This is a genomic window from Herbaspirillum rubrisubalbicans (assembly GCF_003719195.1).
In the GTDB taxonomy this organism is placed as follows: Bacteria; Pseudomonadota; Gammaproteobacteria; order Burkholderiales; family Burkholderiaceae_D; genus Herbaspirillum; species Herbaspirillum rubrisubalbicans.
In genome coordinates this window covers 2,226,856-2,251,882 of sequence record NZ_CP024996.1, presented here as the reverse complement: position 1 = coordinate 2,251,882, position 25,027 = coordinate 2,226,856, and the positions used below count along the sequence as shown (strand labels likewise).

Sequence of the window (25,027 nt, the reverse complement as noted above, 5' to 3'; positions counted from 1 at the left end):
AGTCATGTTCGGAAGCATGAAACGCGGGGCCAATGCCTACGCCAACATCGGGGTGGAAACCGGCGTGATCGCCGCCAGCCCGCACAAGCTCATCACCATGCTCTTCGATGGTGCCCTGGTGGCCATAGCCTTGGGCAAGAAGTCCATGGGCGAAGGCAACATCAAGGACAAGGGCGAGTCCATCACCAAGGCCATCCTGATCATCGACAATGGCCTGCGCGCCAGCCTGAACAAGGAAGTCGGCGGTGAACTGGCGTTGAATCTGGACTCTCTGTACGAATACATGAGCCGCCGCCTGTTCGAGGCCAACGCCACCAACAATCCGGCCATCCTGGATGAAATCCATGGCCTGCTGGAAGACATCCGCTCGGCCTGGGAACAGATCGGCCCCAACGCCGCCCAGGCCTCACCACAGATGTCCATGATGCAGGATCTGTCCCAACCCAGCTACGCAAAGGCTTGACTGACATGAACGGTGATGACGTCATCGCCCTCTACGAGTCGATTTCGCAATTGACCGACGAGATGCTATCGGCCGCCCGTGCCGGCGACTGGGACCGGCTTGCCACACTGGAAGCACAGTGCGGCAAGCACATCGCCAGCCTGCGCGACAGCGAAGAAAACGTTTCGCTGTCGGAGCCGCTGCGTCATCGCAAGGTCGACATCATCAGGAAGATCCTGGAAGACGACCGCGACATCCGCAACCTCACCGAACCCGGATTGCGCAAGCTCTCGGCGCTGATCCAAAGCAACCAGACCGAACAGAAGCTGCTCAATACCTACGGCATGGGTAGTTGAGCATGTTGCCGCGGGCCGATATCGCCAGCGCCGTCCAGCCTGTCAATCCAGTCGAAGCGGCGACCGCTGTCGTCTCGGTCGCCGATGCCAGGCAGGAAGCCTTCAGCCGGCTGGCCCAGATCGCCCTCGGCCAGCAGATGTCGGGCCGCATCCTCTCCAATTTCAATGACGGCACCTTCCTGGTGCGCATCGCCAATACGGCTGCGCGCATGGTGCTTCCCAACAGCGCCAAGGTCGGTGACACCCTGACCCTGACCCTGGTCTCCAAGGATCCCCGCCCCACTTTCTCGGTCAACGAAGGCAGCATCCGCAGCGATGAAGAAAGCGCCTCGGTAGCATTGAGCAGCGCGGGACGCGCCATGCAGAAGGACTTGAAGTCCCTGCAGTTCGTCACCCGCGATGAGAGCGGCGCCGGCCAGATCGCCCAGAACGAGGATGTCGCCGCCGATGCCCAGGCCAAGGGCGCACGCCAGGGCCAGGCTGGGGGACCTGCCAGCACCACCACCACGCTCAGCAATGCCGGTCGCCTGATCGACACACTGCTGCAAGCCTCGCAGCATGGTGACGTGAGCGACCATGTCAATGCCACCGCCCCCCTGTTGCCCAAGGCCAACCTGCCGCCCGAACAGGTGGCGTCGGCCTTGAAGGACGCCATCGCCTACAGTGGCGTGTTCTACGAATCGCACGTCTCGGCCTGGGCTGCCGGGCAGCGCTCGGCAGAAGACCTGATGAAAGAACCACAGGCCCAGGTAGCCTCCCGCAATGGCGGCGACATCAACCTGCTCAACGACAACAATCCGGCCCAGAACCAATTGGGCCAGCTCATCAACCTGCAACTCAACGCGCTGGAACAACAACGCGTGGTCTGGCATGGCGAAGTCTGGCCCGACCAGAAGATGGAATGGGAAATCAACCAGGAACATGACCAGGATCCCAGCCAGAACAGCCAGCACAATGGCGAAGAATCCGCCCCCACCTGGCACAGCGTGGTGCGTTTCAACTTCGCCCATCTCGGTAGCGTTTCCGCCTCAATCCGCCTGATCGGCCAGCAGATCCACGTGCAGGTCAAGGCCGACAATGAAGCAGCCACCGCCGCCCTGCGCGGCAATAGCGGCCTGTTTGCCAATGCCATGGCGGCAGCCGGCACCTCTCTCGACTCCCTGATCGTCAAGCAAGCAGATGGAGAAACCTAATATCCCTCTGCAAAACGCCGTGGCACTGGCCTACAACGCCAGCCAGGCAGCCCCCCAGGTAGTGGCCAAGGGCCGTGGCCTGGTGGCCGAAGCCATCATCGCCCGAGCGCGCGAAGCCGGCGTCTACGTGCATGAATCCAAGGAACTGGTCTCACTGTTGATGCAGGTCGAGCTGGACCAGCAGATCCCGCCTGCGCTGTACCGAACCGTCGCCGAATTGCTGGCCTGGCTATATCGTATTGAAAATATGCAATTAACCGAGACGGTGATGTATGATACGAGGTTAAACAATTCCAACAATTCCTCCGGGGAAAGCGATCCCACTCGCTGAATTCAGACGTACAAGACGCACAGATGGCTAATCACGACGAGATCGACGACGACAGCCCATACCGGGTTCATTCACGGCGGGAGATCATTGCCCTGCTGACCAGCATGATGGAGAAAAACCAACTCCTGAGCCTGCTGATCAAGGGCGGATCCGAATCCGTGATCACTTCCATTCTGGAAGTGGATACCGATGACGACTCGCTCATCATCGACGCTGCGCCCAGCGCCATGCTCAATGACAGCATCGTCTCCAGCAAACACATCCATTTCGAAGCCCTCTACAACAGCATCCGCATCACCTTTGCAGCAGATGGCGCGCGCCAGGTCGAATACCAGAACCGTCCGGCGCTGAAAGTAGAAATCCCGGCCAGCCTGGTCCGCCTGCAACGCCGTGAATTCTTCCGCATCCCGACGCCGATCGCCAAGCCGCTGCGCTGCACCTTCCGCATCACCCAGCCAGACGGCTCCTTCATCACCGTCGTCACCCTGCTCAACAACATCAGCGCCGGTGGCGTGGGCATCACCGACGAAAAGAAGCTCCTGGCCACCACCCCCGGCATAGTCTACGAGGATTGCCAACTGGAACTGGGCGACAACACCCTGGTATCGGTCAAGCTGCAGGTGCGGGATTGCAAGGAATTCAAGATGACCAATGGCAAGGTGGTCAACCGCTTCGGCTGCCAGTTTGTCGACATCCCGCGCACCGTACTGGCGGCAATCCAACGCTTCATCACCAAGCTGGAACGCGAGCAGAACGCCAAGGCCTCGGGAATGCTGTAGGACCGACATACCCGCACCAGGTAAGCCCACCAGGTAAGCCCATCAGCAAAACACCCCAGCAACCGGATATCCGGTTGCTGGGGTGTTTTGTTATCCGCTCCAGACCCGGCACAACGGCACCCGCCGGAGGAAAGAAAGTTCACACCTGCATGGTCATGATGTCACGATAAGCCGATACCAGCTTGTTGCGCACCTGAATGCTGGTCTGGAAGGAGATGCTGGCCTTCTGTGAAGCAATCATCACATCCGACAGATTCACGTTATCATCGCCCATGGCAAAGGCCTGCGACATCTTGGCCGCTTTCTGCTGGGAATCATTGACCTGGTCGATCGCACCCTTGAGCACGTCGGCGAAATCCACGCGCTGCGCCGGCTTTTCCGCCTGCACTGCACTCTGGACCGGGTCCACGCCACCCTGGGCGCGGGCTGCCGCCGCCTTGAGCTGAGCCACCATCGCCTCGATCTTGCTGGTATCAATCACGCTTTCGATTGCCATTTCTCGCCTCTTGAGTTCATCTTGCCTATGCTGCGCGCCGGCATCACGCAACTCCGGCATCTACAGCAGCACCTTAACATTCCTGCATTGACAAAACGCACCAATAAGCGGGGAATTTGCCATTCTGTTCGGGCGATCAAATTCGCGCTGCCAAAGGACAATCCAGACTGAGCAAAAAACCTCACAAAGGTAGGCAGTGAACAAAGTCTTTATCAAGCTGGCAATCGAGGGAACGCCACAGGGGAAATCATGGCGGTAGCAGCCGACGGCACGATGACCGGCGAAACCAATACCACGGGCGAATTCAGCAACGCTGATGCAATGCCCCAGGCGCAGCCCGCCCAGGGCGGCGTGCTCGGTTACGCCCGTTCGCCGCAAGGCAAACGAATCCTGCTCATCATTGCCGCTGCCGCCACCCTGGCGCTGATGGCTGGTATCTGGCTGTGGAGCCAAAAGGTCGAGTACCGCGTCTTGTTCTCCAACTTCAATGACCGCGACGGCGGCGCCATCGTGGCCGCGCTGCAGCAGATGAACGTGCCCTACAAGTATTCGGAAAGCGGCATGGCCATCTTGGTCCCCGAAAACATGGTGCATGACGCCCGCCTGAAACTGGCGGCGCAAGGCTTGCCCAAGGGCGGCAACGTCGGCTTCGAGCTGATGGAAAACCAGAAGCTGGGCATTTCTCAGTTCCTTGAGCAGGTCAACTTCCAGCGCGCCCTGGAAGGCGAACTGGCGCGCTCGGTGCAATCGCTGTCGTCGGTGCAGACCGCCCGTGTGCACTTGGCCCTGCCCAAGGCCTCAGTGTTCGTGCGCGACCAGCAAAAACCCACCGCCTCAGTGATCCTGAGCCTCTATCCGGGCCGTTACCTGGACCCGCAGCAAGTCAGCGCCATCGTTCACCTGGTGGCCAGCAGCGTGCCTGAGCTCTCGCCCAAAGCGGTCACCATCGTCGACCAGAACGGCAACCTGCTCTCCGATACCACCAAGCAAGGCCAACCCAATACCCTGGACCCGACTCAGTTGAAGTATGTCCAGGACATGCAGCAGGACATCGTCAAGCGCGTCGAATCCATCATTGCGCCCATCGTGGGCAACGGCAACGTGCGTGCCGAAGCCACGGCAGACGTCGACTTCTCGCGTTCCGAGCAAGCTTCCGAAGCCTACAAGCCCAACCAGACCAAGGATAGCGCCGCCGTTCGCAGCAAGCAGAGCAGCGAGGCCAATAGCGCCACCTCCGGTACCTCGGGCGTACCCGGTGCCCTGACCAACCAGCCCCCTGCCCCGGCCACCGCCCAGATCGTCAATCCGGCTGCCGCCAATGGCGCAGCCAACCAGAACGGTGCAGCCACCCCCAATGGCGCCGCTCCGACGCCTGCAGCCAGCGGCAATTCGCGCAAGGATGAAACCATCAACTACGAGGTCGACAAGACCGTGCGCTACACCCAGCAGCCCATGGGTGGCGTGCGCCGCCTGACGGTGGCCGTGGTGGTGAACTACAAGCGCACGCTGGACAATACCGGCAAGATCGTCATGCGTCCGCTGACGGAGGCCGAGCGCAACCAGATCACCGACCTGGTCAAGGAAGCGATGGGTTACAACAAGGATCGCGGCGACTCGCTCAACGTGGTCAATACCCAGTTCAGCACCGACATGGAACCGGAAGTGCCGCTGTGGAAGCAGCCGGGCATGATCGATCTGGCAAAGGAGATCGGCAAGTACATCCTGGTGGGTGCGGTCCTGCTGTTCCTTTACTTCCGCGTGCTGCGCCCCATCGTCTGGAAGCTGTCCGGCCGCGAAGAGCGCGAGCGCCTGGCCAAGGAAAAGGCCGAGGCCGAAGCCGCAGCCGCTGCCGCGGCAGTGGCCGCCGGCTTCGACCCGGACGACCCGGACGCCATCGTCAACCTCTCCGGCGAACCCGCCGTGGACGAACGTGCCCAATACAAGGCCAACCTCGAAACCGCCAAGCAGTGGGCCAAGAATGATCCGAAGCTGGTGGCAAGCATCATCAAGTCATGGGTGAACAATGAGTAACGACGGCGTTCAGAAAGGTGCCATCCTCATGCTCGCCCTGGGCGAGGATGAGGCCGCCGAAGTCATGAAATACCTGGGTCCCAAAGAGGTCCAGAAGCTGGGCGCGGCCATGTCGGCCCTGCGCAATGTCAGCTTCGAAGAAATCAATGAAGTGTTGGAAGCCTTCGTCGCCGAGACCGGCCAGGCCTCTTCGCTGGGCCTGGATTCGGACGAATACATCCGTAGCGTGCTGACCAAGGCGCTGGGCGACGACAAGGCCACTTCCCTGCTCAACCGCATCCTGGGCGGGCGCGATGCTTCCGGTATCGAAAGCCTCAAGTGGATGGACGCGCAGTCGGTGGCCGAGCTCATCCGCAACGAACACCCGCAGATCATCGCCACTATCCTGGTCCACCTGGAGCGCGACCATGCCTGCGGCATCATCAACAATTTCACGGAACGTTTGCGCAACGATGTCATCCTTCGTATTGCCACCCTGGACGGCGTGCAGCCGGCCGCGTTGCGTGAACTCAATGACGTGTTGACCAAGCTGCTGACCGGCAACGAAAGCCTCAAGAAGCAACAGATGGGCGGTATCCGTACTGCAGCCGAGATCCTCAACTTCATGTCCGGCGAGAACGAGACCTCGGTGATGAACAACCTGCGCTCCTACGACGAAGACATGGCGCAGAAGATCATGGACGAGATGTTCGTCTTCGAGAACATCATCGACATCGATGGCCGCGGCATCCAGTTGCTGCTGCGCGAAGTCCAGTCCGAATCGCTGATCGTGGCCTTGAAGGGAGCCTCGCAAGGCCTGCGCGACAAGATTTTCGCCAACATGTCGCAGCGTGCGGCCGAGATGATGAAGGAAGACCTGGAATCCAAGGGACCGGTGCGCCTGTCGGAAGTCGACGCGCAACAAAAGGCCATCCTGCAAATCGTGCGCCGCCTGGCCGACGAAGGCCAGATCGTGCTGGGCGCCAAGGGCGAGGACGCGTTCATCTGATGCGCCTGTTGCCCACCATGCAGTCTGGCCTGGGCTGCCGGCCTGAGGAGTCAAAGTAGTCATGCGTGCAAAGATCATTCCCAAGGAAGAGATGACGCCCTACCAGCGCTGGGAGCTGGCGTCTTTCAACGAGGAACCCGAGCCCGAACCGGAACCCGAACCGATCGAGGAAGAATTCCTCGAAGAACCGCCGCCGGTACCGCAGCTCACTGCTGAGCAACTCGACGCCATCCGCGAAGCCGCGCGCCAGGAAGGCTTTGCCGAAGGACGCGAACACGGCCAGCAGATCGGTCGCTCCGAAGGTTACATGGCCGGGTTGCAGCAAGGCCAGCAGGAAATCAACGAAGTCATCCAGCACTTCCGCCAGATTGCCGTGAACTTCAGCACCGAAGTGTCCCAGTGCAGTGAAAAGATGGCGCCCGAGCTGCTGGACCTGGCGCTGGATCTGGCCAAATCCATGTTGAAGACGGCCTTGAACGTGCGTCCCGAGCTGATCCTGCCCACGGTCAGCGCCGCCATCCACGCCCTGCCCGTTCTGCAACTGCCAGCCAGCCTGACGCTACACCCGGAAGATGCAGCTCTGGTGCACAAGCATCTGGGCGAGGAACTCGGCAAGCAAGGCTGGAAGATCAATGAAGATGCCCAGCTGGAGCGCGGCGGCTGCCGCGTCGAAACCCGCACCAACCAGATCGACGCCACCACCCAGACCCGCTGGCAGCGCCTGGGCGAGTCGCTGTCCAAGCAGCTCGACTGGCTGGAATGATTCACCTGTTGTGATACCGACCTGAACGGGAGACCCGCATGAACTCCCCGATGCCTTCCCATAGCAGCCTGTGGCAAGCCTATCTGCACAATTGTCGCAGCCTGGTCGCCATGGCCGAGCCTACCCGCACGGCCGGGCGCATCACGCGCGTGGCCGGCTTGGTCATGGAAGCGGTCGGACTGAAGCTTCCTGTGGGCAGCCCCTGCAATGTGCCGCTGCCCAACGGTATGATGATCGAAGCCGAAGTAGTGGGTTTCCAAGATGAACGATTGTTCCTGATGCCGCAAAGCGACGTCGAAGGCATCGTTCCCGGCACCCGCGTCTATCCGGTCGAACCGGTGCGCCCCCCACCCCGCACCGGCCCTATCAGCTTCACCCCGCGCCGCGCCGACGAGCACAGCCGCCGCCTACCGGTGGGCGACGAATTGCTGGGCCGCGTACTCGATGGCGCCGGTCGTCCGCTGGACAATCTGGGCCCGCTGCATACCGAACGCTCGGCCCCGCTGGCCGTGCGTGCCGCCAACCCCCTGGGACGGGCGCCGATTCGCGACATCCTCGACACCGGCATTCGCGCCATCAATTCCATGCTCACCGTCGGCCGTGGCCAACGCATGGGCCTGTTCGCCGGCTCCGGCGTGGGCAAGAGCGTGCTGCTGGGCATGATGGCACGCTATACCAGTGCCGACGTGATCGTGGTCGGCCTGATCGGCGAACGGGGGCGCGAAGTCAAGGAATTCATCGAACAGATCCTGGGTGCCGAAGGCCTGGCGCGCTCGGTGGTAGTGGCCGCTCCCGCCGATACCCCGCCGCTGATGCGCTTGCAGGGTGCGGCCTATTGCACCTCCATTGCCGAGTATTTCCGTGACCAGGGCAAGGATGTGCTGCTGATCATGGATTCACTGACCCGCTACGCCATGGCCCAGCGCGAAATCGCCCTGGCCATCGGTGAGCCCCCTGCCACCAAGGGCTACCCGCCCTCGGTGTTCGCCAAGCTGCCAGCCCTGGTGGAACGCGCTGGCAACGGCGACGAAGGCGGCGGTTCCATTACCGCCTTCTACACCGTGCTCACCGAGGGTGACGACCAGCAGGATCCGATCGCCGACGCCGCGCGCGCCATCCTGGACGGCCACATTGTGCTGAACCGCCAACTGGCCGAGGCCGGTCACTATCCGGCCATCGACATCGAGCAATCCATCAGTCGCGCTATGCACAGCATCACCGACGCCGACCACCAACGTCGCTCGCGCCATCTGAAACAGTTGTACTCACGCTTCCAGCGTAACCGCGACCTCATCAGCGTGGGAGCCTATGCCGCCGGCAGCGACCCCATCCTGGATGAAGCCATTGCCTTATTGCCAAGAATGGAAGCCTTTTTGCAGCAAGGCATCCATGAGCAATCCGATGTATCAGAGAGCTTGGGGCAACTTACCGCTCTATTCGGGTGATTGAGCACAAGCGGCCAAAAATATAATCCCAATGACCATGGCTACTCCCTCCGCACTTGATACGCTGATCGAATTGGCGACCAAAGAAACCGACGAAGCGACCAAACGCCTCGGCCGGGCCATTCGCGTGAGTGAAGAAGCACAGCAGAAACTGGGCATCCTGCAGCAATACCGCGACGATTACGCCGCGCGCTTCCAGGAAACCCTGACCAATGGCTTGACCGCCCTGGCCTATCGCAACTTCCAGTTGTTCCTGGAAAAAATCGATACCGCCATCGATGGCCAGGTCAACGTGGTACAGAGCAGCCAGCAGCGGGTCGCTGAAGCCCGGGCGGCCTGGCAGGCGTGTGAGCGCAAGCGCATGTCCTATGACACCCTGGCCACGCGTGCCCGGGACCAGGAAATGCGCAAGGAAAACAAGCGCGACCAGAAGTCCATGGATGAGCACGCCTCCCGCATCAGCTTCTACAAACAGCGCTGACCGGCAAGCCCGGCTGGCAAAGAACCGCAAGCAGCATCCTAGAGCAGCAAGTAGCATTTACCGACAGGCCACCATCATGAACACTTCCCTGCCGCTGTTGAACGTGATCACCGGCTCGCAAGCCGCCAACGGTGCGCGCTCTGGCAATCCTGCCGACAGCTTCACGGCCGATGTGCCTTTCAACCAAGTACTCAACAGCCAGGTCAGCACCCGCCTGCAGGACAACCAGGCACAGTCGCGCCAGGCCGAGCAAGCCGCCGCCAACCAGGCTGCTGCCAATCAGGCGGCCGCCAACCAGCAAGCGCAGGCCAATGCGAGTGCCAGCAAGAGCAACAAAACCGAAGGAAGTGAACAAAAAGACCAGGTCAGCGACAAGGACAAGGACAGCGACGACGACGCCAGCACCCAGGCCTCGGCCGAGCTGCTGGCGTTGGTGGCCAATATCGCCCAGAACGCCGTCAAGCCGGTCACTGAAGGAAAAAGCCAAAACACCGATGCCGACCTGCTGGCCCAGGCCAAGCGCGGCGGCGCCAAGCTGTCACTGGCCGATGAACACCAGGCCATGCTGGATAAGAAGGATGGCAAGGTCGATCTGGCTGCGCTGCAAAACGCCATGAATGCCGCCAAGGGCAAGCAGGATGCCGAGCTGGCCGGCAAGGGCAATGTCGCCGAAGCCAATGTGCCGGTTCATGCCGGCAAGGATGCCATCGACCTGGGTGCTGCCAAGGCCACCCCCAAGGACGACGCCACCACCCTGGCCGCCCGTGCCCAATTGCACAAGACCACCCCGGAGCTGGCCGTCAACCCTGCCAAGCAAGAGCTGCCGCAGGCCGCCCCCACCCCGGTGGTGCTGCCCGCCATGCAGCAGACGCTGGCCGCCAACCAGCCGCAAGCCGTGTTTGCACCGGCCTACAGCGACAAGATCCAGGCCAACGTCGGCAGTGCCGGCTGGAACCAGGCACTGGGCAGCAAGATCACCTGGATGGCCAGCGCCGGGATGCAAAGCGCCTCGCTGAGCCTGAACCCGCCCGACCTCGGCCCCATGCAAGTGGTGCTGAACGTGCACAACCAGCAAGCTGATGCCACCTTCATTACCGCCCAGCCGGAAGTGAAGCAGGCACTGGAAGCGGCCATGCCCAAGCTGCGCGAAATGATGGACCAGGCCGGCATCCAGTTGGGCCAGGCCAATGTCCAGACCGGTATGCCCAACCAGCAGCAAGGTGCCGGCAATGGTCAGCCACAGGCGCGCAATTCGTCTTCCGGCAACTTCGGCAAGGACCAGGATGGCGATGCCGCGATCACCGGCACCACGAGCGCCAGCGCGAGCACCAGCGGCCTGGGCCTGGTAGACACCTTCGCCTGAGCGCTTCGGGCAAAAGATACTTACAAAATATACAATTTCGTCCGCCCAAGGGCTCAACAATGGGATTTCATTGCCGATAAGCAGATATCCCTGTACTCCGCGCTGACGAACTGAAAGGAATAGTAGATGGCAACAAAAGGTAAAGCCCCGGCTAAGGGAGCTGAAGCAGACGCAGCACCGGCAAAATCGAGCAAGAAGATGCTCTTCATCATCGTCGGTGCCGTGCTGGTACTGGTCATCGGTGGGGCTGCAGCCTTCTTCATGATGGGGGGCAAGGGCAAGAAGGGGGACGATCATGCCGACGATCATGCCGAAGCCAAGGCACCCACCTTCGTGGTGATCGAACCCTTCGTGGTCAACCTGCAGCAAGAAACTGGTGATCAGTACCTGCAAGTAGCCATGACCCTGCAAGTGCCTGACGGCCAAACCGCCGAATTGCTCAAGCTGTACATGCCGCAGGTGCGCAGCCGCCTGCTGATGGTACTGTCCAGCAAGAAGGCCTCGGATCTGCTCACCAGCGACGGCAAGCGCAAGCTCACCGATGAGATCATCGACCAGTTGGGCGAGCCGTTCTCGGGCAAGGGCAAGGGACCGCAGATCACCGACGTGTTCTACACCTCGTTCGTGATCCAACAGCAGTAACACCGCATCGCAGTCAGAGATTTACGACCATGGCCGAGCATTTTCTATCACAGGAAGAAGTCGATGCCCTTCTAAAGGGTGTCACAGGGGATGAAGACGAAGAAAAAATCGTCGAAGAAGCCCCTGGTACGGTACGTACCTACAACCTGGCCACGCAGGAACGCATCGTGCGCGGGCGTATGCCCACGCTGGAAATCATCAACGAACGTTTCGCGCGTCTGTTCCGCATCGGCTTGTTCAACTTCATTCACCGTACCGCCGAGATTTCGGTTGGTCCGGTGAAGGTGTCCAAGTACAGCGAATTCATCCGCAACCTGGTGGTGCCGACCAACCTGAACCTGGTCCACATCAAGCCCTTCCGTGGCATCGGGCTGGTGGTGTTCGACCCGCAGTTCGTGTTCATGCTGGTGGACAACATGTTCGGCGGCGACGGTCGCTTCCATACCCGCATCGAAGGCCGTGAATTCACGCCCACCGAGCAGCGCATCATCATGCGCGTGCTGGAGATCACCTTCGAAACCTACGCCAAGTCGTGGGAACCGATCTATCCGATCGAATTCGAATTCATTCGCTCGGAAATGAATACCCAGTTCGCCAACATCGCCACGCCCAACGAAGTCGTGGTCTCCACCACCTTCACCGTTGAGCTCGGTCCGGTGTCAGGCGAAATCCACATCTGCACGCCCTACTCGATGATCGAGCCGGTGCGTGACCGCCTCACCAGCAGTATGCAAGGCGAGGCACTGGAAGTGGATAAGCGCTGGATCCGCCTGATGAAGCAGCAGATCCAGACCGCCGAGGTCGAACTGATCGTCAATTTCGGCACCGCCCGCGTCAACTTTACCGACCTGCTGCACATGCAGGTCGGCGACGTGATCCCGCTGCAGACCAATACGACCGTCGAAGCACAGGTTGACGGCGTGCCGGTGATGGAATGCAGCTACGGCCAGTCCAATGGCCAATACGCCCTGCGCGTGGAAAAACTGCTGTCCATCACCCATCAAGAAACACCGGAAAGCTTTCAAGGAGATTAGTAATGGCTGATGAGAACGTAGCAGGCGCAGGCGCAGCGGAAGACGATCCGTGGGGCGCGGCCATGGCCGAACAGACCCAGGCCGAAGAAGCGCAGAAGAAGGGCGAGATGGAAGACGAGAAAGGCATCAGCGCGGCTCCCGCGATGGCCACCGTCTTCAAGGACTTGAGTGCCGCCGATATCAAGACCAATACCCCCAACGACATCGACTTCATCCTCGATATCCCGGTGCAGCTGACCGTGGAATTGGGTCGCACCAAGATCGCCATCAAGAACCTGCTGCAACTGGCGCAAGGTTCGGTGGTGGAACTGGATGGCATGGCCGGTGAACCGATGGACGTGCTGGTCAACGGCTGCCTGATCGCCCAGGGCGAAGTGGTGGTGGTCAACGACAAGTTCGGTATCCGCTTGACCGACATCATCACGCCGGCCGAACGCATCCGCAAGCTCAACCGCTGAGCAGGGACGGCTCCAGTTTGATGAAACGTCTTGACGCTGTATCCCGCGCCGTCCCAGCAAGCTTGGCATCGGTTCTACTGCTGGGCGGCAACCTGCTGAGCTGTGCCCAAGCCTGGGCCGAGAACGCTCCCGCCAGCGCGGCAGTCACACCCGCCGCCAGCACGCTCCCCTCTTCTTCCGGCAGTGTCTTCACCATGCTCTTCGGACTGGTGGTCGTACTGGCCGTGATGGCTGGCGTGGCCTGGCTCTTCAAACGCTTCGGCCTGACCCAGAACTTCAACGGCAATGCCGCCGCCAAGGTTGTCGGTGGCGTCTCGGTGGGCACGCGCGAAAGAGTGATGGTCATCGAGGTAGGTGAGCAGTGGATCGTGGTCGGGGTTGCTCCGGGTCGCGTCAACGCACTGGCCACCCTGCCGCGCCAGGAACTAGCCGCGGGACAGTCGGGCCAAGGCAGCGGACCGAGCTTCGCCAACTGGCTCAAGCACACCATGGACAAACGTAATGGCGGCGCCGGCAACGGCGACCGTGCGGGTAATGATGGCAGCACAAGCTAAGCCGCAAGGCACTCTTTCTCTCCTGGCCCAGCAGGCGGCAGCGCTCTTGCGCAGCCGCTACTGGTGGCTGGCACTGCTGTGCCTGCCGCTGGCCGCCTCGGCCCAGCAAGGCCTGCCGGCCTTGAACAGTATGCCCGCGCCAGGGGGTGGCACGAATTATTCGCTGCCGATCCAGACCATGCTGTTCCTCACTTCGCTGTCGTTCATTCCGGCGGCGTTGTTGATGATGACCTGTTTCACCCGCATCGTGATCGTGCTCTCGCTGCTGCGCCAGGCGCTGGGCACGCAGTCCACGCCGCCCACCCAGGTGTTGGTGGGACTGTCGCTGTTCCTGACCTTCTTCGTCATGAGCCCGGTGTTCGATCGCATCTATACCGAGGCTTACCAGCCCTTCGCCGAAAACAAGATCCAGATGATGGAAGCGCTGGACAAGGGCGCAGCCCCCCTCAAGGAATTCATGCTCAAGCAGACGCGCCAGTCCGATCTGGCGCTGTATGTGAAGCTATCTCACGGCCCTGCCCTGCAAGGCCCGGAGGACGTGCCTTTGCGCCTGCTGGTACCGGCCTTCGTCACCAGCGAACTGAAGACTTCTTTCCAGATCGGCTTTGCCATCTTCATCCCCTTCCTCATCATCGACATGGTGGTGGCCAGTATTCTGATGTCCATGGGCATGATGATGATGTCTCCGGCCATTGTCTCGCTCCCCTTCAAGCTGATGCTCTTCGTGCTGGTGGATGGATGGCAGTTGCTCATCGGCTCCCTGGCCCAGAGTTTCTACTAGTCAAAGGCAAGGACCCGCTATGACTCCCGAAAGCGTCATGACCATGGGCCGCCAGGCCATGGAAGTTACCCTCCTGATCGCCGCTCCCATGTTGATCACGGCCCTGCTCATCGGGCTGGTGGTGAGCATCTTCCAGGCCGCGACCCAGATCAATGAACAGACCCTGGCCTTCATCCCCAAGCTGGTGGGCGTGTTCCTGGCCCTGATCATCGCCGGGCCGTGGATGCTGACCATCATCCTCGACTACATGCGTACCATGTTCAGCGGCATCCCCGCCATGGTCCAGTAAGCCGCACGCGGGGCGTTTCGCCCGGCGGCTTTTCGACTCATGCTCACCTTCTCCAGCCAGCAGCTCTACGCCTGGGTCGCCATGTTCATCTGGCCGACCACACGCATTCTCGGGCTGCTGTCCATCGCCCCTCCCTTCGGTAGCGCCAGCGTTCCGATGCTGGTAAAGGTCTTGCTGGGCATTGCCATTGGTGCGGTGCTGGCACCGGACGTGCCGGTGCCACCGGCGATTGATCCGATGTCGATGACGGGCTTGTTGATCCTGCTGCAGCAGTTGTTGATCGGCCTGTCCATGGGCTTTGCCATGCGTGTGGTGTTTGCCGCCGTGGAGGCCGCCGGCGAATTGACCAGTTCCACCATGGGCCTGTCGTTTGCCGCCTTCTTCGACCCCCAGACCCAAGGGCGCACGGCGGCCATCAGCCAGGTCTTTTCGCTGCTGGCCACCATGGTCTTCCTGAGTCTGAACGGCCACCTGATGTTGCTACAGGTGATGGCCGAGAGCTTCCATACCCTGCCCATCACCGGCGTTCCTGTCACCACCGAAGGCTTCCACCAGCTCGGCCTGTGGGGCGCCAAGATCTTCAGCATGGGGGTGCAGTTGTCGCTGCCCTTGCTGATCGCCCTGCTCATCACCAACTTCGCCCTGGGTATCCTCACGCGTGCGGCGCCCCAGTTGAACCTGTTCGGAATCGGTTTTTCGATCACCATGCTGGCTGGCTTCGTCCTGATCGCCTTTACCCTGCCCTATATGCTCACGCCCCTGCAACGCTTCCTGGCCGATGGCATAGAAATGGTCCGACTGCTGGGCAGCGTACCGCCGGTCAATGTCTTGCCCAAGCCTTGAGCAGCAAGCCGCCTTGCGCGCCAGGGCGCTGCTGAACAAAAAGGCGAATCCACGGGTTCGCCTTTTTGTTTCTGCGTCGGATAGCGATGCTGCCGCCAGAGCAGCAGTCATCGACCGGATTACTTCAGATAATTGAGCAGGGTCAGGCCGCTGGTGGTGACGAACACCTTTTGTGCTGCCGACAGATAGGTCTGCTTCAAGGTCAGGTCGCTGATGAGCTCACTGGTATCGGAGAGATTACGGCCCAGCAGGTTGTTGATGGTCTGGGTGTAGTTTTCATTGTTGACCAGACCGGCTGCATCGAGGTTATCCAGCTCGTTCTGGCGTGCACCGATGGAAGCCTTGACCGTAGAGACGCTGCTGGAAATCGAATCGATCTGGGTATTGAACTGGGCCAGGCTGCGCGACAGAGCTGCCTGGCTGCCTACCACCGGGGTACGCGCTGCATCGGCGGCATCGGATTGCAACTTGAGCGCGGCCGTGGCCGTGAACTGGGCCTGGTAGGTCGGATCATCCGGCTTCAAGGCGTCCAGTGCAGCCTGGGCCGTCTTGTAGGCGGCAATCGGGGTCTGGCCGCTGCCTGCGGGATAGACGAAGGCATTGGCTGCGGCAGTATCGGCATTGTTGGCCGCTTCGGTCACCGGCACCGACAGCACGTTGATCAGGTTGGTCATGGTCTTGAAGATATCCTGACCATTGCCCTGGAAGATGGCCTGACCGGAAGCGCTGATATCCATCTGGCGGGTCGAGTCCACCTGCAGCGTCATGGCGCCCTGGTCACCGTTGTAGACCACGCCACCGGTGCCATCCAGCGTAAAGGGCTGGGTAGAGCTCTTGAAACCGGCGAAGATGTAGTTGCCCTGTCCGTCCTGGGCATTGGCATAGCCCATCACTTCATTGAGGTTGCCCTTGATCTCGGCGGCCATGTTGATGCGCTCGGCATTGGAATACGAGGCATTGCCAGCCGTGATCACGTTGGACTTCAGCTTGGTCAGCATGTTGGTCAGGCTGTCCAGGGTCCCCTGCACGGTCGCCAAGGCACTGTTGGCATTCTGGCGATTGGTCTTGTACTGGTCGTTCAGAGCCGAGGTCTGCACCATGTCCAGGGCGCGCGCGGCAGCCACCGGATCGTCCGAGGGCAGCAACACCTTCTGCTGCGCCGTCACCTGCTGGGTCAGCTTGAGGATCTGGCTCTGCATCGAGGTCATGTCATTGTTGCTCGATTGATAGAGCATCTGGGTGCTAATACGCATGGTCGTCTTCCTTTAACTGATTAACTACCCAGGCTGAGCAGCGCATTGATCATGTCGCTGGCGGCCTGGATGATCTTGGCGGCCGCCTGGTATTGCTGCTGGTTGCGGATCATGTGGGCCAGTTCTTCATCCTGGTTGACCCCGGAGTCGGACTGTTGCTGGTTCTGGATCGCCGTCAGCCGCGTCTTCTCGGCTGTGTTGGTGACGTTGATCTCATTGGTCTTGTTACCAATGGTGGCCACCAGTTGCGAGTAAGAACCCTGGAAGCTGGTGCCATTGATGGTATTGGCCGTCTGCAGGTTGGCCATGGCCAACATGTTGCGGTTGTCCGAAGTGGCGTTGGTATTGGCTGCGATGGTGAACTGGTCACCATTGGCGGGCTGGCTGGAGATCTGGAACTTGACGCCACTGATCTCGTAGGTGTCGCCTGCGGTATAGGACAAGGTGCTGGCGCCACCGGCGATGGCGGTGGTGGTGCCATCCTTGTGCGTGATGGTGCCACCACCGGCCGGCACCGCCGGCGAGATGTTGAACACCGGGGGCGAGGCCGTATTGTTGAAGGTCAACGTGGTCGGCTTGGTCAGCGGCGTGGTGGTGGTCAGGTAGGCGGGCGTGACCGAGCCGGCGTTGATGGTGGCCGTCCCCTTGTTGGCGGCCACGGGGGCGAAGTTGAACTTGTCCGGTGCCGTGGTGCCGGGCGTGCCGGTCAGTGTGAAGCTCACGCCGCCACTGCTGATGGTCATGCCCGGGGTGTAATTGAAGGCCGCGCCGCCGGTGGCAGTGCCGGTGGAGCCATCTGGATTGGTATAGGTGACCGTAGGCACCGGCGCAGCCCCGGTCCAGGCCGCCGACAGTTGCACCTGCGATCCGCTTACCGACGCGGTGAAGGACACCGAGGAGCCCTGTTGGAACTTGGTCGAATCCAGCGCCGTATTGGAAATGATGGCGTTGCCGGTATTGGTGGCCGGCATACTGGCATTGACGTTGTTGGTGGCATTGGCCGAGGTGGAGATCGGCGCGGCCGACGCCAGCAACTGAGTATTGTTCAGGGCCAGCGAGAAAGCCGCAGCACCATTGGCGGTCGGCTGGATCTTGTAGATGTTGCCGCTCGGGATGCTGGGTGCGAACGGACCCGGCGCTGCCGCGCCGTTGGAATAGGTCACGCCATCGAGCGTCACCGGGAAGTCGGCGGCCGCCTTGACGGTCTTGGTATTGTCCGACAGGCGCGTGAAGGTGTAGTTGGTGCCGTCGTAGGTCAACGTGTAGTCGCTGGTGGACAGCGAAGACGGATCGGTAATAACGGCCTTCAGATCAGTCGTGCCGGTATTGGTCGGATAGCCGATCAGATTGGGCGAACTGATGTTGAACATGTTGGTGCCGGGATTGCCATTCTGGTCCAGGCCCAGTTGCTGCTGCTGGTTGAAGGCCGTACCCATGGCAATGGTGATGCGTCCCAAGGCATTCTGGGTCGGGTCCAGGGTCTCGGTACGATAGCGCAACAAGCCGCCCAGGCTGCCGCCATCATAGAAGAAGCTATCCGGGATGGTGGCCGTACCGCCACCCGGTAGCACCTGCCCGACCTGTAGGCGCGACACGTCGGTGGGCGAATTGGTCACCGCCAGTTGCGTGACCTGGTCGCCGGCGACCAGCGACTGCCCGGTGCCGATGAACACGCTGACTGCCCCGGTATCCTGTGGCACCGTGGTGATCTTGACATACTTGTTCAGTTCGGAGACCAACTGGTCGCGCTGGTCCAGCAGATCATTGGGCTGCTGGCCGCCACCGGTACCCACGGCATTGACGATGGCCTGGTTCAGCTGGGCGATCTGCTGCGCATAGGAATTGATGGTGGTCACCGTCGAGGTGATCTGGCTGTTGACGCTGGCACTGCTCTGCGACAGCTGGTCATTGATGGCGGAGATGCGCGCCACCAGCGTCGAAGCCTGCGACAGCACCGTCTGGCGTGAAGCCTGGGTATTCGGGTTGGACGCCAGGTTCTGGACCGAGGCGAAGAAATCCTGCAGAGCCGGCGACAACCCGGCCTTGGTGTCGGCCACCATGTTGTTGATCTGCGAGATCTGCGCGTAGTACGAATCCAAGGAACTGGCCGAAGTCTGCGAGGCCAGTGCCTGCTTGGTCAGGAAATCGTTGTAGACGCGCTTGATCTCGGTAACTTGCGTACCCTGACCGACGAAGCCGTAGCCATAGTTGATGCCGCCGGCCGAGCTCTGCACGACTTCCTGACGGTTGTAACCGGGGGTGGTGGCGTTGGAGATGTTGTGGCTGGTGGTGGCCTGCGCCGCCATAGCCGCCTGCAACGCGCTTTGCCCGATACTGAAGATGTTAGTTGCCATGCTAGGTTGTCGTCCCTGAAAGCTTTTAGCGGAATAACCAAGTCAACGGCAGGATTGACCAAAACTTTAGATGGCCCTGATCATTTTTGTTTCCGGCCAGCACCGCTGAGCTTGCTGTACAGACATGCCCTTGGCCATGGGCAATTGCGCCGTCCTCAGGCAATCAGCGCATCAGGCCGACAGCGACTGACGGATGATACGCGAGAGCTTTTCCGCATAATGCGGGTCGGTCGCATAACCGGCGCGCTGCAAGCCGTAGGCGAAGCCATGGGCATCCTGGGCGCTGGCCAGCACCTTCTCGTAGCGCGGGTTACTGCGCAGCAAGTTGGCGTAATCCTTGAAGGCGTCCGCGTAGGAATCGTAGGCGCGGAATTTTTCCACGCGCTTTTGCGGCTTGCCGTTGATGTATTCGATGGTGGTGGCCTCGACCACCTTGCCGGTCCAGTTGCCGGTGGCCTTGATGCCGAACAGGTTGTGCGCCGAGCGGCCGTCGCGGGTGATGATTTCCTTCTTGCCCCAGCCGGTTTCCAGCGCCGCCTGGGCCAGCATGAACTTGGCCGGAATGCCAGTGATCTTGCTGGCGATTTCGGCATCGGCCTGCAGGCGATTCTGGAAGGCTTCCACGTGAGCCGGCTTGTTGGAGTTGCGACGCTGCTTGTTGTTGCGACCATCCTGATTGGTACTGTCAGCCGCCTGCTGGTTGGCAAAACTCTGGATGAACTTGGCGCGGTCGGCTTCGCTCATGTCCTTGACCAGCGGAATGCCCATGGGCACGCCCTCTTCACCTGGCTGCCCAGTACCATCCAGGTCCTGGGCATCAGGCAACTTCTTGGGCAAGGAGGCCGAGAGCTGGCGCGTCAACACATCGGCCAGACCGACCCCGCGCTGGGCCAGGCTCTGGCTCAACTGCTGGTCCAGCATGGAGGTAAACATCTTGGTCTGCTCGTTGTCGAAGGGACCGTTTTGCGGCGTGGCATCACGCATACTCTTCATGACCATGTTCAGGAACAAGGCCTCGAACTGCTTGGCCGCGCCCTTGATGGCCTCCGGCGAGTTCTGCTTGGCCGCCTCGCGCAGGCCATTCAGCCCATTCGCATCGACGGCCAGACTCTCGGTCGGATTGGATGGGTTGATCTTGTTGAGCATGGATTACCTTCGATGAGAGCGTTTGTTATTGGATCGGAGCAGCCATCGCAAACCGCTCCGCCTGGTCCGTCCCGTTACATCAGAGCATCAGATCACTTCCAGTTCGGCGCGCAGCGAACCGGCCGCCTTCATGGCTTGCAGGATCGCCAGCAAATCCTGGGGCGTGGCGCCGATAGCGTTGAGCGCCTTGACCACATCGGCCAGCGAAGCACCGCCCTTCAACAGCATCACCTTGCCCGGCTCCTTGTTGATCGAGACCTGGGCATTCTGTACCCCGGCTGTCTGACCACCCGACAAGGCATTGGGCTGGCTGACCGCGTTGTCGGCCTGGATCACCACCGACAGGTTGCCGTGCGAGACCGCACAAGTCTCCAGCATCACGCTCTGGTTCATCACCACCGAGCCGGTACGGGCATTCAGGATCACCTTGGCGGCCAGCTTGCCGGGGGTGACATCGACGTTTTCCAGTGCCCCCAGGAAGGCCACACGGTCGCCACTGGAAATGGGTGCGCGCACGCGGATCACGCGACCATCCTGAGCCACCGCAGTATCGCTGCCGAAACGCTTGTTCAAGGCATCCACCACCCGGCTGGCAGTAGAGAAATCGTTGTCGTTCAGTTCCAGCACCACCATGTCACCGCCACCCAGCGAACTGGGCACGGCGCGTTCTACCGTGGCGCCCCCAGAGATACGACCGGCCGACAATTGGTTGATGATGGTACTGCTACCGGCGGCCGAACCACCGGCCCCACCGATGACGATGTTGCCCTGGGCAATCGCATAGATCTGGCCGTCAGCACCCTTCAGAGGAGCCATCAACAGAGTGCCGCCGCGAATGCTCTTGGCGTTACCGATGGAAGAAACCGTCACATCGATGAGTTGACCGGGCTGGGCGAAGGCCGGCAGGGTCGCCGTGACCATGGCCGCCGCCACGTTCTTCAACTGCATATTGCTGCTGGTACCGGTGGGCACGTTCACGCCCAACTGCTGCAACATGCTGATGACGCTTTGCACGGTGAAGGGGGTCTGGGTGGTCTGGTCACCACTGCCATCGAGACCCACCACCAGGCCGTAACCGACCAGCTGGTTCTGCCGCACGCCCTGGATGCTGGCCAAGTCCTTGAGCCGCTCGGCGTTGGCCGGCACGGCAGCAGCCAGGCACAAGGCTGCCACGGCAGCCGCCGAGAGCAGCTTGCCGCCCATCCTGATCATATCCATGGCGAAAAATCCTTTCCGGGTCATTGCACTACTCCACATCAGAAAGGAGAAACGCTGAAGAAGAATCGGCCCAGCGAAGACATGAAGTCAGCCATGTCCACCCGGGTGTTGGTACGGTATTCCACCTTGGCGTCTGCCACCAGGGTGGAGGAAACGGTATTGCCGGTCTGGATGTTGTCGGGGCTGACGGTACCGGAGAAGCGTACGTATTCCACGCCCTTGTCCAGCGCCACCTGCTTTTCACCCGAGACCACCAGGTTGCCATTGGGCAGCACTTCCACCACGGTCACGCCAATGGTGCCGGTGAAGGTGTTGCTGGAGGTGGTGGCGCCCTTGTCGTCGAACTTGGCCGAGGAACTGCCATTGGCCGACAGTTCCTTGATCGAGGTACCGAAGATAGTCGGTGCCGGCGAAGCCACGGCACCGGTCTTGCTGGCCGAGCTGGCGGCTGACTTGCCGGCACTGGTCTTCTCGTTGATGACGATGGTCAAGGTGTCGCCCACCAGGCGCGCACGACGGTCTTCCAGCAACGGACGATAGACCGCCGACTGGAAGATCGCACCCGAGGTCGGCGGGGCGTAGGAAGCCGGCTGCGGACGCGCCGTCTTGGGACCGGTCACGATGCTGTCGGGCACGGTGGTGCAACCGGTGACAGCCAATACCCCCGCGATGGTGGCCAATTTCAGCGTGTTCTTCATTTCTGCCTCGTCCTTCTTCTACTACCCACTACCTTGTTCAATGAAACCACATCCCTGCCCTGCTGCCTCTGCTGCTATAGCTGTAATGCGCTACCGCCTCAGAGCTGCGAAATCTTGGCCAGCATCTGGTCGGAAGTGGTGATGGCCTTGCTGTTGATTTCGTAGGCGCGCTGGGTCTGGATCATATTGACCAGTTCTTCCACCACGTTGACGTTGGAGGTTTCCACGTAACCCTGCCACAGCGCGCCGGCACCGTTGGTGCCCGGGGTGTTGGGGTTGGGCGTGCCGGAGGCGGCGGTTTCCACGTACAGGTTTTCACCACGGCTTTCCAGGCCAGCCGGGTTGATGAAGGTGGCGACCTGGATCGTACCGATCTGGGTGGTGGCGGTCGAACCGGCCTGCATGATCGAGACCGTACCATCACGGCCCACGGTCAGCTTGGTGGTATTGAGCGGCACGGTGATCGGTGGCTGCAGGGTGTAGCCGCTGGAGGTCACCAGTTGGCCCTGATTATCGGTCTGGAAGGAACCGTCGCGGGTATAGGCGGTGGTGCCGTCCGGCAGCAGGATCTGGAAGAAACCATTGCCCTGGATCGCCAGATCCTTGTCATTGTTGGTCTGGTTGACGTTGCCTTGGGTGAAGATGCGTTCGGTTGCCACCGGACGCACGCCGGTGCCGATCTGCAGGCCCGAGGGCAATTGCGTCTGCTGCGAGGACTGGGCACCGGGTTGACGCACGGTCTGGTACAGCAGGTCTTCGAAGACGGCGCGCGAACGCTTGAAACCGTTGGTGCTGACGTTGGCCAGGTTGTTGGAGATCACGTCCAGTTGCGTCTGTTGCGCATCCAGGCCAGTCTTGGAAATCCACAGGGAACGAATCATTTGTTTCTCCGGTAATCAGCGCTTGCGCTGCGGGTGCATCGGTTGTTCAGGTGCGTGAGCAAGTGCTTAGGCAGCATCAGGACAGCGACAGGATCGACGTCGCCTTGGACGCATCGCCTTCGGCAGTCTGGATCACCTTCATGTTCATCTCGAACTGGCGCGACAGGTTGATCATGTTGACCATCGCCTCCACCACGTTGACGTTACTGCCTTCCAGCGCTCCGCTGGCCAGGCGAACATTGGCGTCGGGCTGGGCCGCACCGGTGATGGTGCGAAACAGGCCATCGTCACCGCGCTGCAGGTTTTTCTCATCCGGGTTGACCAGCTTGATGCGACCCAGCACGTTGACCGCGTTGGGAATGCCGTTGGTCGGAATCGACGACACCGTGCCATCGGCCGCAATGGCCACCGTGGTGTCGGGCGGAATGGTGATCGGACCACCGTCACCCTGCACGGACTGGCCGTTCTGAGTCTGCAGGATGCCGTTCTCGTTGATCTTGAAGCTGCCGTTGCGGGTGTAGGCTTCGCCGCCATCGGCGGTCTGCACCGCGATCCAGCCACGGCCCTGCACCGCCACGTCCAGTGCGCGCCCGGTATCCTGGATCGGCCCCTGGGAAAAATCGCTACCCGCTGTGGAATCGACCACGAAGGCACGCGTCGGCAAGCCTTCCCCCACTACCGGCGCCGAACGGAAGGTATTCAATTGGGCGCGAAAACCCGTAGTCGTAGCATTAGCCAGGTTGTTGCTGGCGCTGGCTTGTTGCTCAAGCGTGTGCTTGGCGCCCGACATCGCTGTATAGACCAGACGATCCATAAAACCCCTTTGATGTGGCGCCAACCCCCGGCGCCACCGATTGAAACCGGCCACCGGCGACGCCGGCAGCCTTGATACATACGGCTGCTATCAGCGCAGGCTGACCAGAGTCTGCAGCACGGTGTCCTGCACCTTGATGGTCTGCGAGTTGGCTTGGTAGACACGCTGGGCCACGATCATGTTGACCAGCTCGGCAGTCAGGTCGACGTTGGAGTCTTCCACCGCACGCGCCTGCAGGGTACCAAAGGTACCGGTGCTGGGCTTGCCCACCAGCGGACTGCCGGCCGCACCGGTAGCCTGGTACAGGTTGTTGCCAAGTGGCTGCAGGCCGTTGGGATTGGCGAAGTTGACCAGCACCACGTTGCCCAGGTTCTTGGTCTGCTGGTTGCTGTAGGAACCGACGATAGTGCCATCCTTGTCGATCGAGAAGCTCGACAGCGTGCCCGGGGGCATACCGTCCTGGTTCTGTGCCAGGTTCACGAAGGCCGAACCGGTCTGGGTACTACCGGCATAGTTCAGAGCGATGGTACTGGCGAAGTTGCCGCCACCGGCTGCAATGTTGGCATTGGGGCCAGCCGACGTGAGGTCGATGGTCATGGAGCCACCGCTGACCAGCGCACCGGTCGAGTTGAAGGTCATCGAACCCAGCTTCAGCGGCGTGGTGCCGCCCGAGGTAGTCACCAGGGTGTTGCTGCCGACCTTGGCGTACACGTCCCAGGTCGTGGTGGGTGGGGTGACCGCCGTATTGGGCGGGTTCTTGACGTAGTAGGTCTGCACGCTATAGGGATTGCCCAGGCTGTCGTAAATCGTGACGCCGGTCGAATTGGTATAGGTGGTCGGATCGTTGGCGTTGAAGACCGTGGTGGTCGGAATATTGGGCGAGCGCGAATCCAGATTGACCTTGGTATTGATGGTGGTGGTGGTGGTGGCAGGAATCGAGGAGGTATCGATCTGCAGCGCCACCGGGTCACCGCCCGAGGCGCCGGCAGCCCAGCCCATCAGGTAGGCGCCATTCATGCTGGGATTGACGATGTAACCGTTCTTGTCCAGCTGGAACTGGCCATTGCGGCCATACATCGGCGACTGGTTGGTCAGGGAAGACGACACCTGGAAGAAACCGTCACCATTGATGGCGATATCCAGCGGGTTATTGGACGAGGTGATATTGCCTTGAGTGAATTGTTGCGACACGTCGGCCACGGTCACGCCGATGCCCACCGGCGAGTTGCCGGAACGGTTCATGGAATTGGCGTACATGTCGGCAAACTGGGTCTGCGACTGCTTGAAACCCACCGTGCTGGCGTTGGCCACGTTATTACCGATGACGTCCAGGCTCTTGGCTGCGCCGTTGAGCCCGCTCAGGCCTTGTTGAAAACTCATGAGATACCCCCTTG

At 60.9% G+C, this 25,027-nt stretch carries 27 protein-coding genes; 18 read left to right on the top strand and 9 right to left on the bottom strand.

What is annotated here, in order from left to right:
- The first annotated feature begins 4 nt into the window (after positions 1–4).
- From fliS to RC54_RS10115, 5 genes are read left to right on the top strand one after another with little or no spacing between them, the layout of a single operon-like run.
- On the top strand, positions 5–463 hold the full coding sequence (fliS, locus tag RC54_RS10135) for a flagellar export chaperone FliS (RefSeq protein ID WP_017450956.1): 459 nt from the start codon (positions 5–7) through the stop codon (positions 461–463).
- Between the two features lie 5 nt (positions 464–468).
- Positions 469–798, top strand: a complete 330-nt coding sequence (locus tag RC54_RS10130) for a flagellar protein FliT (RefSeq protein ID WP_058895223.1) — start codon at positions 469–471, stop codon at positions 796–798.
- A gap of 2 nt (positions 799–800) precedes the next feature.
- A complete protein-coding gene (fliK, locus tag RC54_RS10125) occupies positions 801–1,991 on the top strand; it encodes a flagellar hook-length control protein FliK (RefSeq protein ID WP_061788812.1) in 1,191 nt (396 codons plus the stop codon).
- The gene (locus tag RC54_RS10120; protein WP_017450953.1) at positions 1,978–2,322 is read left to right on the top strand and encodes an EscU/YscU/HrcU family type III secretion system export apparatus switch protein; all 345 of its coding nucleotides are present in this window, start codon (positions 1,978–1,980) and stop codon (positions 2,320–2,322) included. The genes fliK and RC54_RS10120 overlap by 14 nt, the downstream gene beginning before the upstream one ends.
- 23 nt (positions 2,323–2,345) lie before the next feature.
- Positions 2,346–3,101 (top strand): flagellar brake protein, encoded by a 756-nt coding sequence (locus RC54_RS10115; protein WP_058895221.1) that lies wholly within the window; start codon positions 2,346–2,348, stop codon positions 3,099–3,101.
- 139 nt (positions 3,102–3,240) lie between these two features.
- Here the strand turns inward: RC54_RS10115 and fliE are convergent, their stop codons facing one another.
- Positions 3,241–3,597: a flagellar hook-basal body complex protein FliE gene (gene fliE, locus RC54_RS10110; protein ID WP_058895220.1), complete on the bottom strand. Its 357-nt coding sequence runs from the start codon at positions 3,595–3,597 to the stop codon at positions 3,241–3,243.
- 249 nt (positions 3,598–3,846) lie between these two features.
- On the opposite strand from fliE, the gene fliF reads away from it, so the two are divergent.
- The 13 genes from fliF (at position 3,847) to fliR (ending at position 15,269) form a co-directional block, all read left to right on the top strand.
- A complete protein-coding gene (fliF, locus tag RC54_RS10105; protein WP_061788811.1) occupies positions 3,847–5,628 on the top strand; it encodes a flagellar basal-body MS-ring/collar protein FliF in 1,782 nt (593 codons plus the stop codon).
- Entirely contained in the window at positions 5,621–6,616 is a 996-nt protein-coding gene (gene fliG / locus RC54_RS10100; protein ID WP_006462657.1) for a flagellar motor switch protein FliG, read from the top strand. Before fliF ends, fliG begins: the two co-directional genes overlap by 8 nt.
- Positions 6,617–6,677: 61 nt before the next feature.
- Positions 6,678–7,379, top strand: coding sequence for a flagellar assembly protein FliH (gene fliH / locus RC54_RS10095; protein WP_044530489.1), 702 nt, complete (start codon positions 6,678–6,680; stop codon positions 7,377–7,379).
- A gap of 38 nt (positions 7,380–7,417) precedes the next feature.
- On the top strand, positions 7,418–8,824 hold the full coding sequence (fliI, locus tag RC54_RS10090; protein ID WP_017450948.1) for a flagellar protein export ATPase FliI: 1,407 nt from the start codon (positions 7,418–7,420) through the stop codon (positions 8,822–8,824).
- 37 nt (positions 8,825–8,861) lie between these two features.
- Complete coding sequence (gene fliJ / locus RC54_RS10085) at positions 8,862–9,305, top strand: flagellar export protein FliJ (protein ID WP_026051956.1); 444 nt, start codon at positions 8,862–8,864, stop codon at positions 9,303–9,305.
- Between the two features lie 76 nt (positions 9,306–9,381).
- Positions 9,382–10,668 (top strand): flagellar hook-length control protein FliK, encoded by a 1,287-nt coding sequence (locus RC54_RS10080; protein ID WP_061788810.1) that lies wholly within the window; start codon positions 9,382–9,384, stop codon positions 10,666–10,668.
- Positions 10,669–10,794: 126 nt separating this feature from the next.
- Entirely contained in the window at positions 10,795–11,310 is a 516-nt protein-coding gene (gene fliL, locus RC54_RS10075; protein WP_058895217.1) for a flagellar basal body-associated protein FliL, read from the top strand.
- Between the two features lie 29 nt (positions 11,311–11,339).
- Entirely contained in the window at positions 11,340–12,344 is a 1,005-nt protein-coding gene (gene fliM / locus RC54_RS10070) for a flagellar motor switch protein FliM (RefSeq protein WP_017450944.1), read from the top strand.
- Positions 12,345–12,346: 2 nt separating this feature from the next.
- Entirely contained in the window at positions 12,347–12,802 is a 456-nt protein-coding gene (fliN, locus tag RC54_RS10065) for a flagellar motor switch protein FliN (protein ID WP_017450943.1), read from the top strand.
- A gap of 20 nt (positions 12,803–12,822) precedes the next feature.
- Positions 12,823–13,356, top strand: a complete 534-nt coding sequence (gene fliO, locus RC54_RS10060; protein ID WP_373281431.1) for a flagellar biosynthetic protein FliO — start codon at positions 12,823–12,825, stop codon at positions 13,354–13,356.
- On the top strand, positions 13,340–14,137 hold the full coding sequence (gene fliP / locus RC54_RS10055) for a flagellar type III secretion system pore protein FliP (protein WP_373281433.1): 798 nt from the start codon (positions 13,340–13,342) through the stop codon (positions 14,135–14,137). Before fliO ends, fliP begins: the two co-directional genes overlap by 17 nt.
- Before the next feature lie 19 nt (positions 14,138–14,156).
- Complete coding sequence (gene fliQ, locus RC54_RS10050; RefSeq protein ID WP_017450940.1) at positions 14,157–14,426, top strand: flagellar biosynthesis protein FliQ; 270 nt, start codon at positions 14,157–14,159, stop codon at positions 14,424–14,426.
- A gap of 39 nt (positions 14,427–14,465) precedes the next feature.
- Positions 14,466–15,269 carry a flagellar biosynthetic protein FliR gene (gene fliR, locus RC54_RS10045; RefSeq protein ID WP_061788808.1) on the top strand — a complete coding sequence of 268 codons (804 nt, stop codon included), beginning with the start codon at positions 14,466–14,468 and terminating at the stop codon, positions 15,267–15,269.
- A gap of 119 nt (positions 15,270–15,388) precedes the next feature.
- Here fliR and flgL read toward each other — a convergent pair whose 3' ends face one another.
- The 8 genes from flgL to flgE all read right to left on the bottom strand — a co-directional run bounded on the left by flgL (position 15,389) and on the right by flgE (position 25,013).
- Positions 15,389–16,522, bottom strand: coding sequence for a flagellar hook-associated protein FlgL (gene flgL, locus RC54_RS10040; protein ID WP_017450938.1), 1,134 nt, complete (start codon positions 16,520–16,522; stop codon positions 15,389–15,391).
- Positions 16,523–16,542: 20 nt separating this feature from the next.
- Positions 16,543–18,876, bottom strand: coding sequence for a flagellar hook-associated protein FlgK (flgK, locus tag RC54_RS10035; protein WP_058895215.1), 2,334 nt, complete (start codon positions 18,874–18,876; stop codon positions 16,543–16,545).
- A 171-nt stretch (positions 18,877–19,047) separates the two neighbouring features.
- Positions 19,048–20,022 carry a flagellar assembly peptidoglycan hydrolase FlgJ gene (flgJ, locus tag RC54_RS10030; RefSeq protein WP_058895214.1) on the bottom strand — a complete coding sequence of 325 codons (975 nt, stop codon included), beginning with the start codon at positions 20,020–20,022 and terminating at the stop codon, positions 19,048–19,050.
- Between the two features lie 87 nt (positions 20,023–20,109).
- Positions 20,110–21,240, bottom strand: a complete 1,131-nt coding sequence (locus RC54_RS10025) for a flagellar basal body P-ring protein FlgI (RefSeq protein ID WP_058895213.1) — start codon at positions 21,238–21,240, stop codon at positions 20,110–20,112.
- Between the two features lie 38 nt (positions 21,241–21,278).
- Positions 21,279–21,938, bottom strand: coding sequence for a flagellar basal body L-ring protein FlgH (locus tag RC54_RS10020; RefSeq protein ID WP_017450934.1), 660 nt, complete (start codon positions 21,936–21,938; stop codon positions 21,279–21,281).
- A gap of 98 nt (positions 21,939–22,036) precedes the next feature.
- Positions 22,037–22,819, bottom strand: a complete 783-nt coding sequence (gene flgG, locus RC54_RS10015; protein ID WP_058895212.1) for a flagellar basal-body rod protein FlgG — start codon at positions 22,817–22,819, stop codon at positions 22,037–22,039.
- A gap of 76 nt (positions 22,820–22,895) precedes the next feature.
- On the bottom strand, positions 22,896–23,633 hold the full coding sequence (gene flgF, locus RC54_RS10010; protein WP_044529245.1) for a flagellar basal-body rod protein FlgF: 738 nt from the start codon (positions 23,631–23,633) through the stop codon (positions 22,896–22,898).
- Between the two features lie 90 nt (positions 23,634–23,723).
- On the bottom strand, positions 23,724–25,013 hold the full coding sequence (gene flgE / locus RC54_RS10005; protein ID WP_058895211.1) for a flagellar hook protein FlgE: 1,290 nt from the start codon (positions 25,011–25,013) through the stop codon (positions 23,724–23,726).
- Positions 25,014–25,027 lie beyond the last annotated feature (14 nt).

Coding starts and splice junctions, on each gene's coding strand:
- fliS (WP_017450956.1), top strand. CDS start 5: ATGTTCGGAAGCATGAAACGCGGGGCCAATGCCTACGCCAACATCGGG.
- RC54_RS10130 (WP_058895223.1), top strand. CDS start 469: ATGAACGGTGATGACGTCATCGCCCTCTACGAGTCGATTTCGCAATTG.
- fliK (WP_061788812.1), top strand. CDS start 801: ATGTTGCCGCGGGCCGATATCGCCAGCGCCGTCCAGCCTGTCAATCCA.
- RC54_RS10120 (WP_017450953.1), top strand. CDS start 1,978: ATGGAGAAACCTAATATCCCTCTGCAAAACGCCGTGGCACTGGCCTAC.
- RC54_RS10115 (WP_058895221.1), top strand. CDS start 2,346: ATGGCTAATCACGACGAGATCGACGACGACAGCCCATACCGGGTTCAT.
- fliE (WP_058895220.1), bottom strand. CDS start 3,597: ATGGCAATCGAAAGCGTGATTGATACCAGCAAGATCGAGGCGATGGTG.
- fliF (WP_061788811.1), top strand. CDS start 3,847: ATGGCGGTAGCAGCCGACGGCACGATGACCGGCGAAACCAATACCACG.
- fliG (WP_006462657.1), top strand. CDS start 5,621: ATGAGTAACGACGGCGTTCAGAAAGGTGCCATCCTCATGCTCGCCCTG.
- fliH (WP_044530489.1), top strand. CDS start 6,678: ATGCGTGCAAAGATCATTCCCAAGGAAGAGATGACGCCCTACCAGCGC.
- fliI (WP_017450948.1), top strand. CDS start 7,418: ATGAACTCCCCGATGCCTTCCCATAGCAGCCTGTGGCAAGCCTATCTG.
- fliJ (WP_026051956.1), top strand. CDS start 8,862: ATGGCTACTCCCTCCGCACTTGATACGCTGATCGAATTGGCGACCAAA.
- RC54_RS10080 (WP_061788810.1), top strand. CDS start 9,382: ATGAACACTTCCCTGCCGCTGTTGAACGTGATCACCGGCTCGCAAGCC.
- fliL (WP_058895217.1), top strand. CDS start 10,795: ATGGCAACAAAAGGTAAAGCCCCGGCTAAGGGAGCTGAAGCAGACGCA.
- fliM (WP_017450944.1), top strand. CDS start 11,340: ATGGCCGAGCATTTTCTATCACAGGAAGAAGTCGATGCCCTTCTAAAG.
- fliN (WP_017450943.1), top strand. CDS start 12,347: ATGGCTGATGAGAACGTAGCAGGCGCAGGCGCAGCGGAAGACGATCCG.
- fliO (WP_373281431.1), top strand. CDS start 12,823: ATGAAACGTCTTGACGCTGTATCCCGCGCCGTCCCAGCAAGCTTGGCA.
- fliP (WP_373281433.1), top strand. CDS start 13,340: ATGGCAGCACAAGCTAAGCCGCAAGGCACTCTTTCTCTCCTGGCCCAG.
- fliQ (WP_017450940.1), top strand. CDS start 14,157: ATGACTCCCGAAAGCGTCATGACCATGGGCCGCCAGGCCATGGAAGTT.
- fliR (WP_061788808.1), top strand. CDS start 14,466: ATGCTCACCTTCTCCAGCCAGCAGCTCTACGCCTGGGTCGCCATGTTC.
- flgL (WP_017450938.1), bottom strand. CDS start 16,522: ATGCGTATTAGCACCCAGATGCTCTATCAATCGAGCAACAATGACATG.
- flgK (WP_058895215.1), bottom strand. CDS start 18,876: ATGGCAACTAACATCTTCAGTATCGGGCAAAGCGCGTTGCAGGCGGCT.
- flgJ (WP_058895214.1), bottom strand. CDS start 20,022: ATGCTCAACAAGATCAACCCATCCAATCCGACCGAGAGTCTGGCCGTC.
- RC54_RS10025 (WP_058895213.1), bottom strand. CDS start 21,240: ATGGATATGATCAGGATGGGCGGCAAGCTGCTCTCGGCGGCTGCCGTG.
- RC54_RS10020 (WP_017450934.1), bottom strand. CDS start 21,938: ATGAAGAACACGCTGAAATTGGCCACCATCGCGGGGGTATTGGCTGTC.
- flgG (WP_058895212.1), bottom strand. CDS start 22,819: ATGATTCGTTCCCTGTGGATTTCCAAGACTGGCCTGGATGCGCAACAG.
- flgF (WP_044529245.1), bottom strand. CDS start 23,633: ATGGATCGTCTGGTCTATACAGCGATGTCGGGCGCCAAGCACACGCTT.
- flgE (WP_058895211.1), bottom strand. CDS start 25,013: ATGAGTTTTCAACAAGGCCTGAGCGGGCTCAACGGCGCAGCCAAGAGC.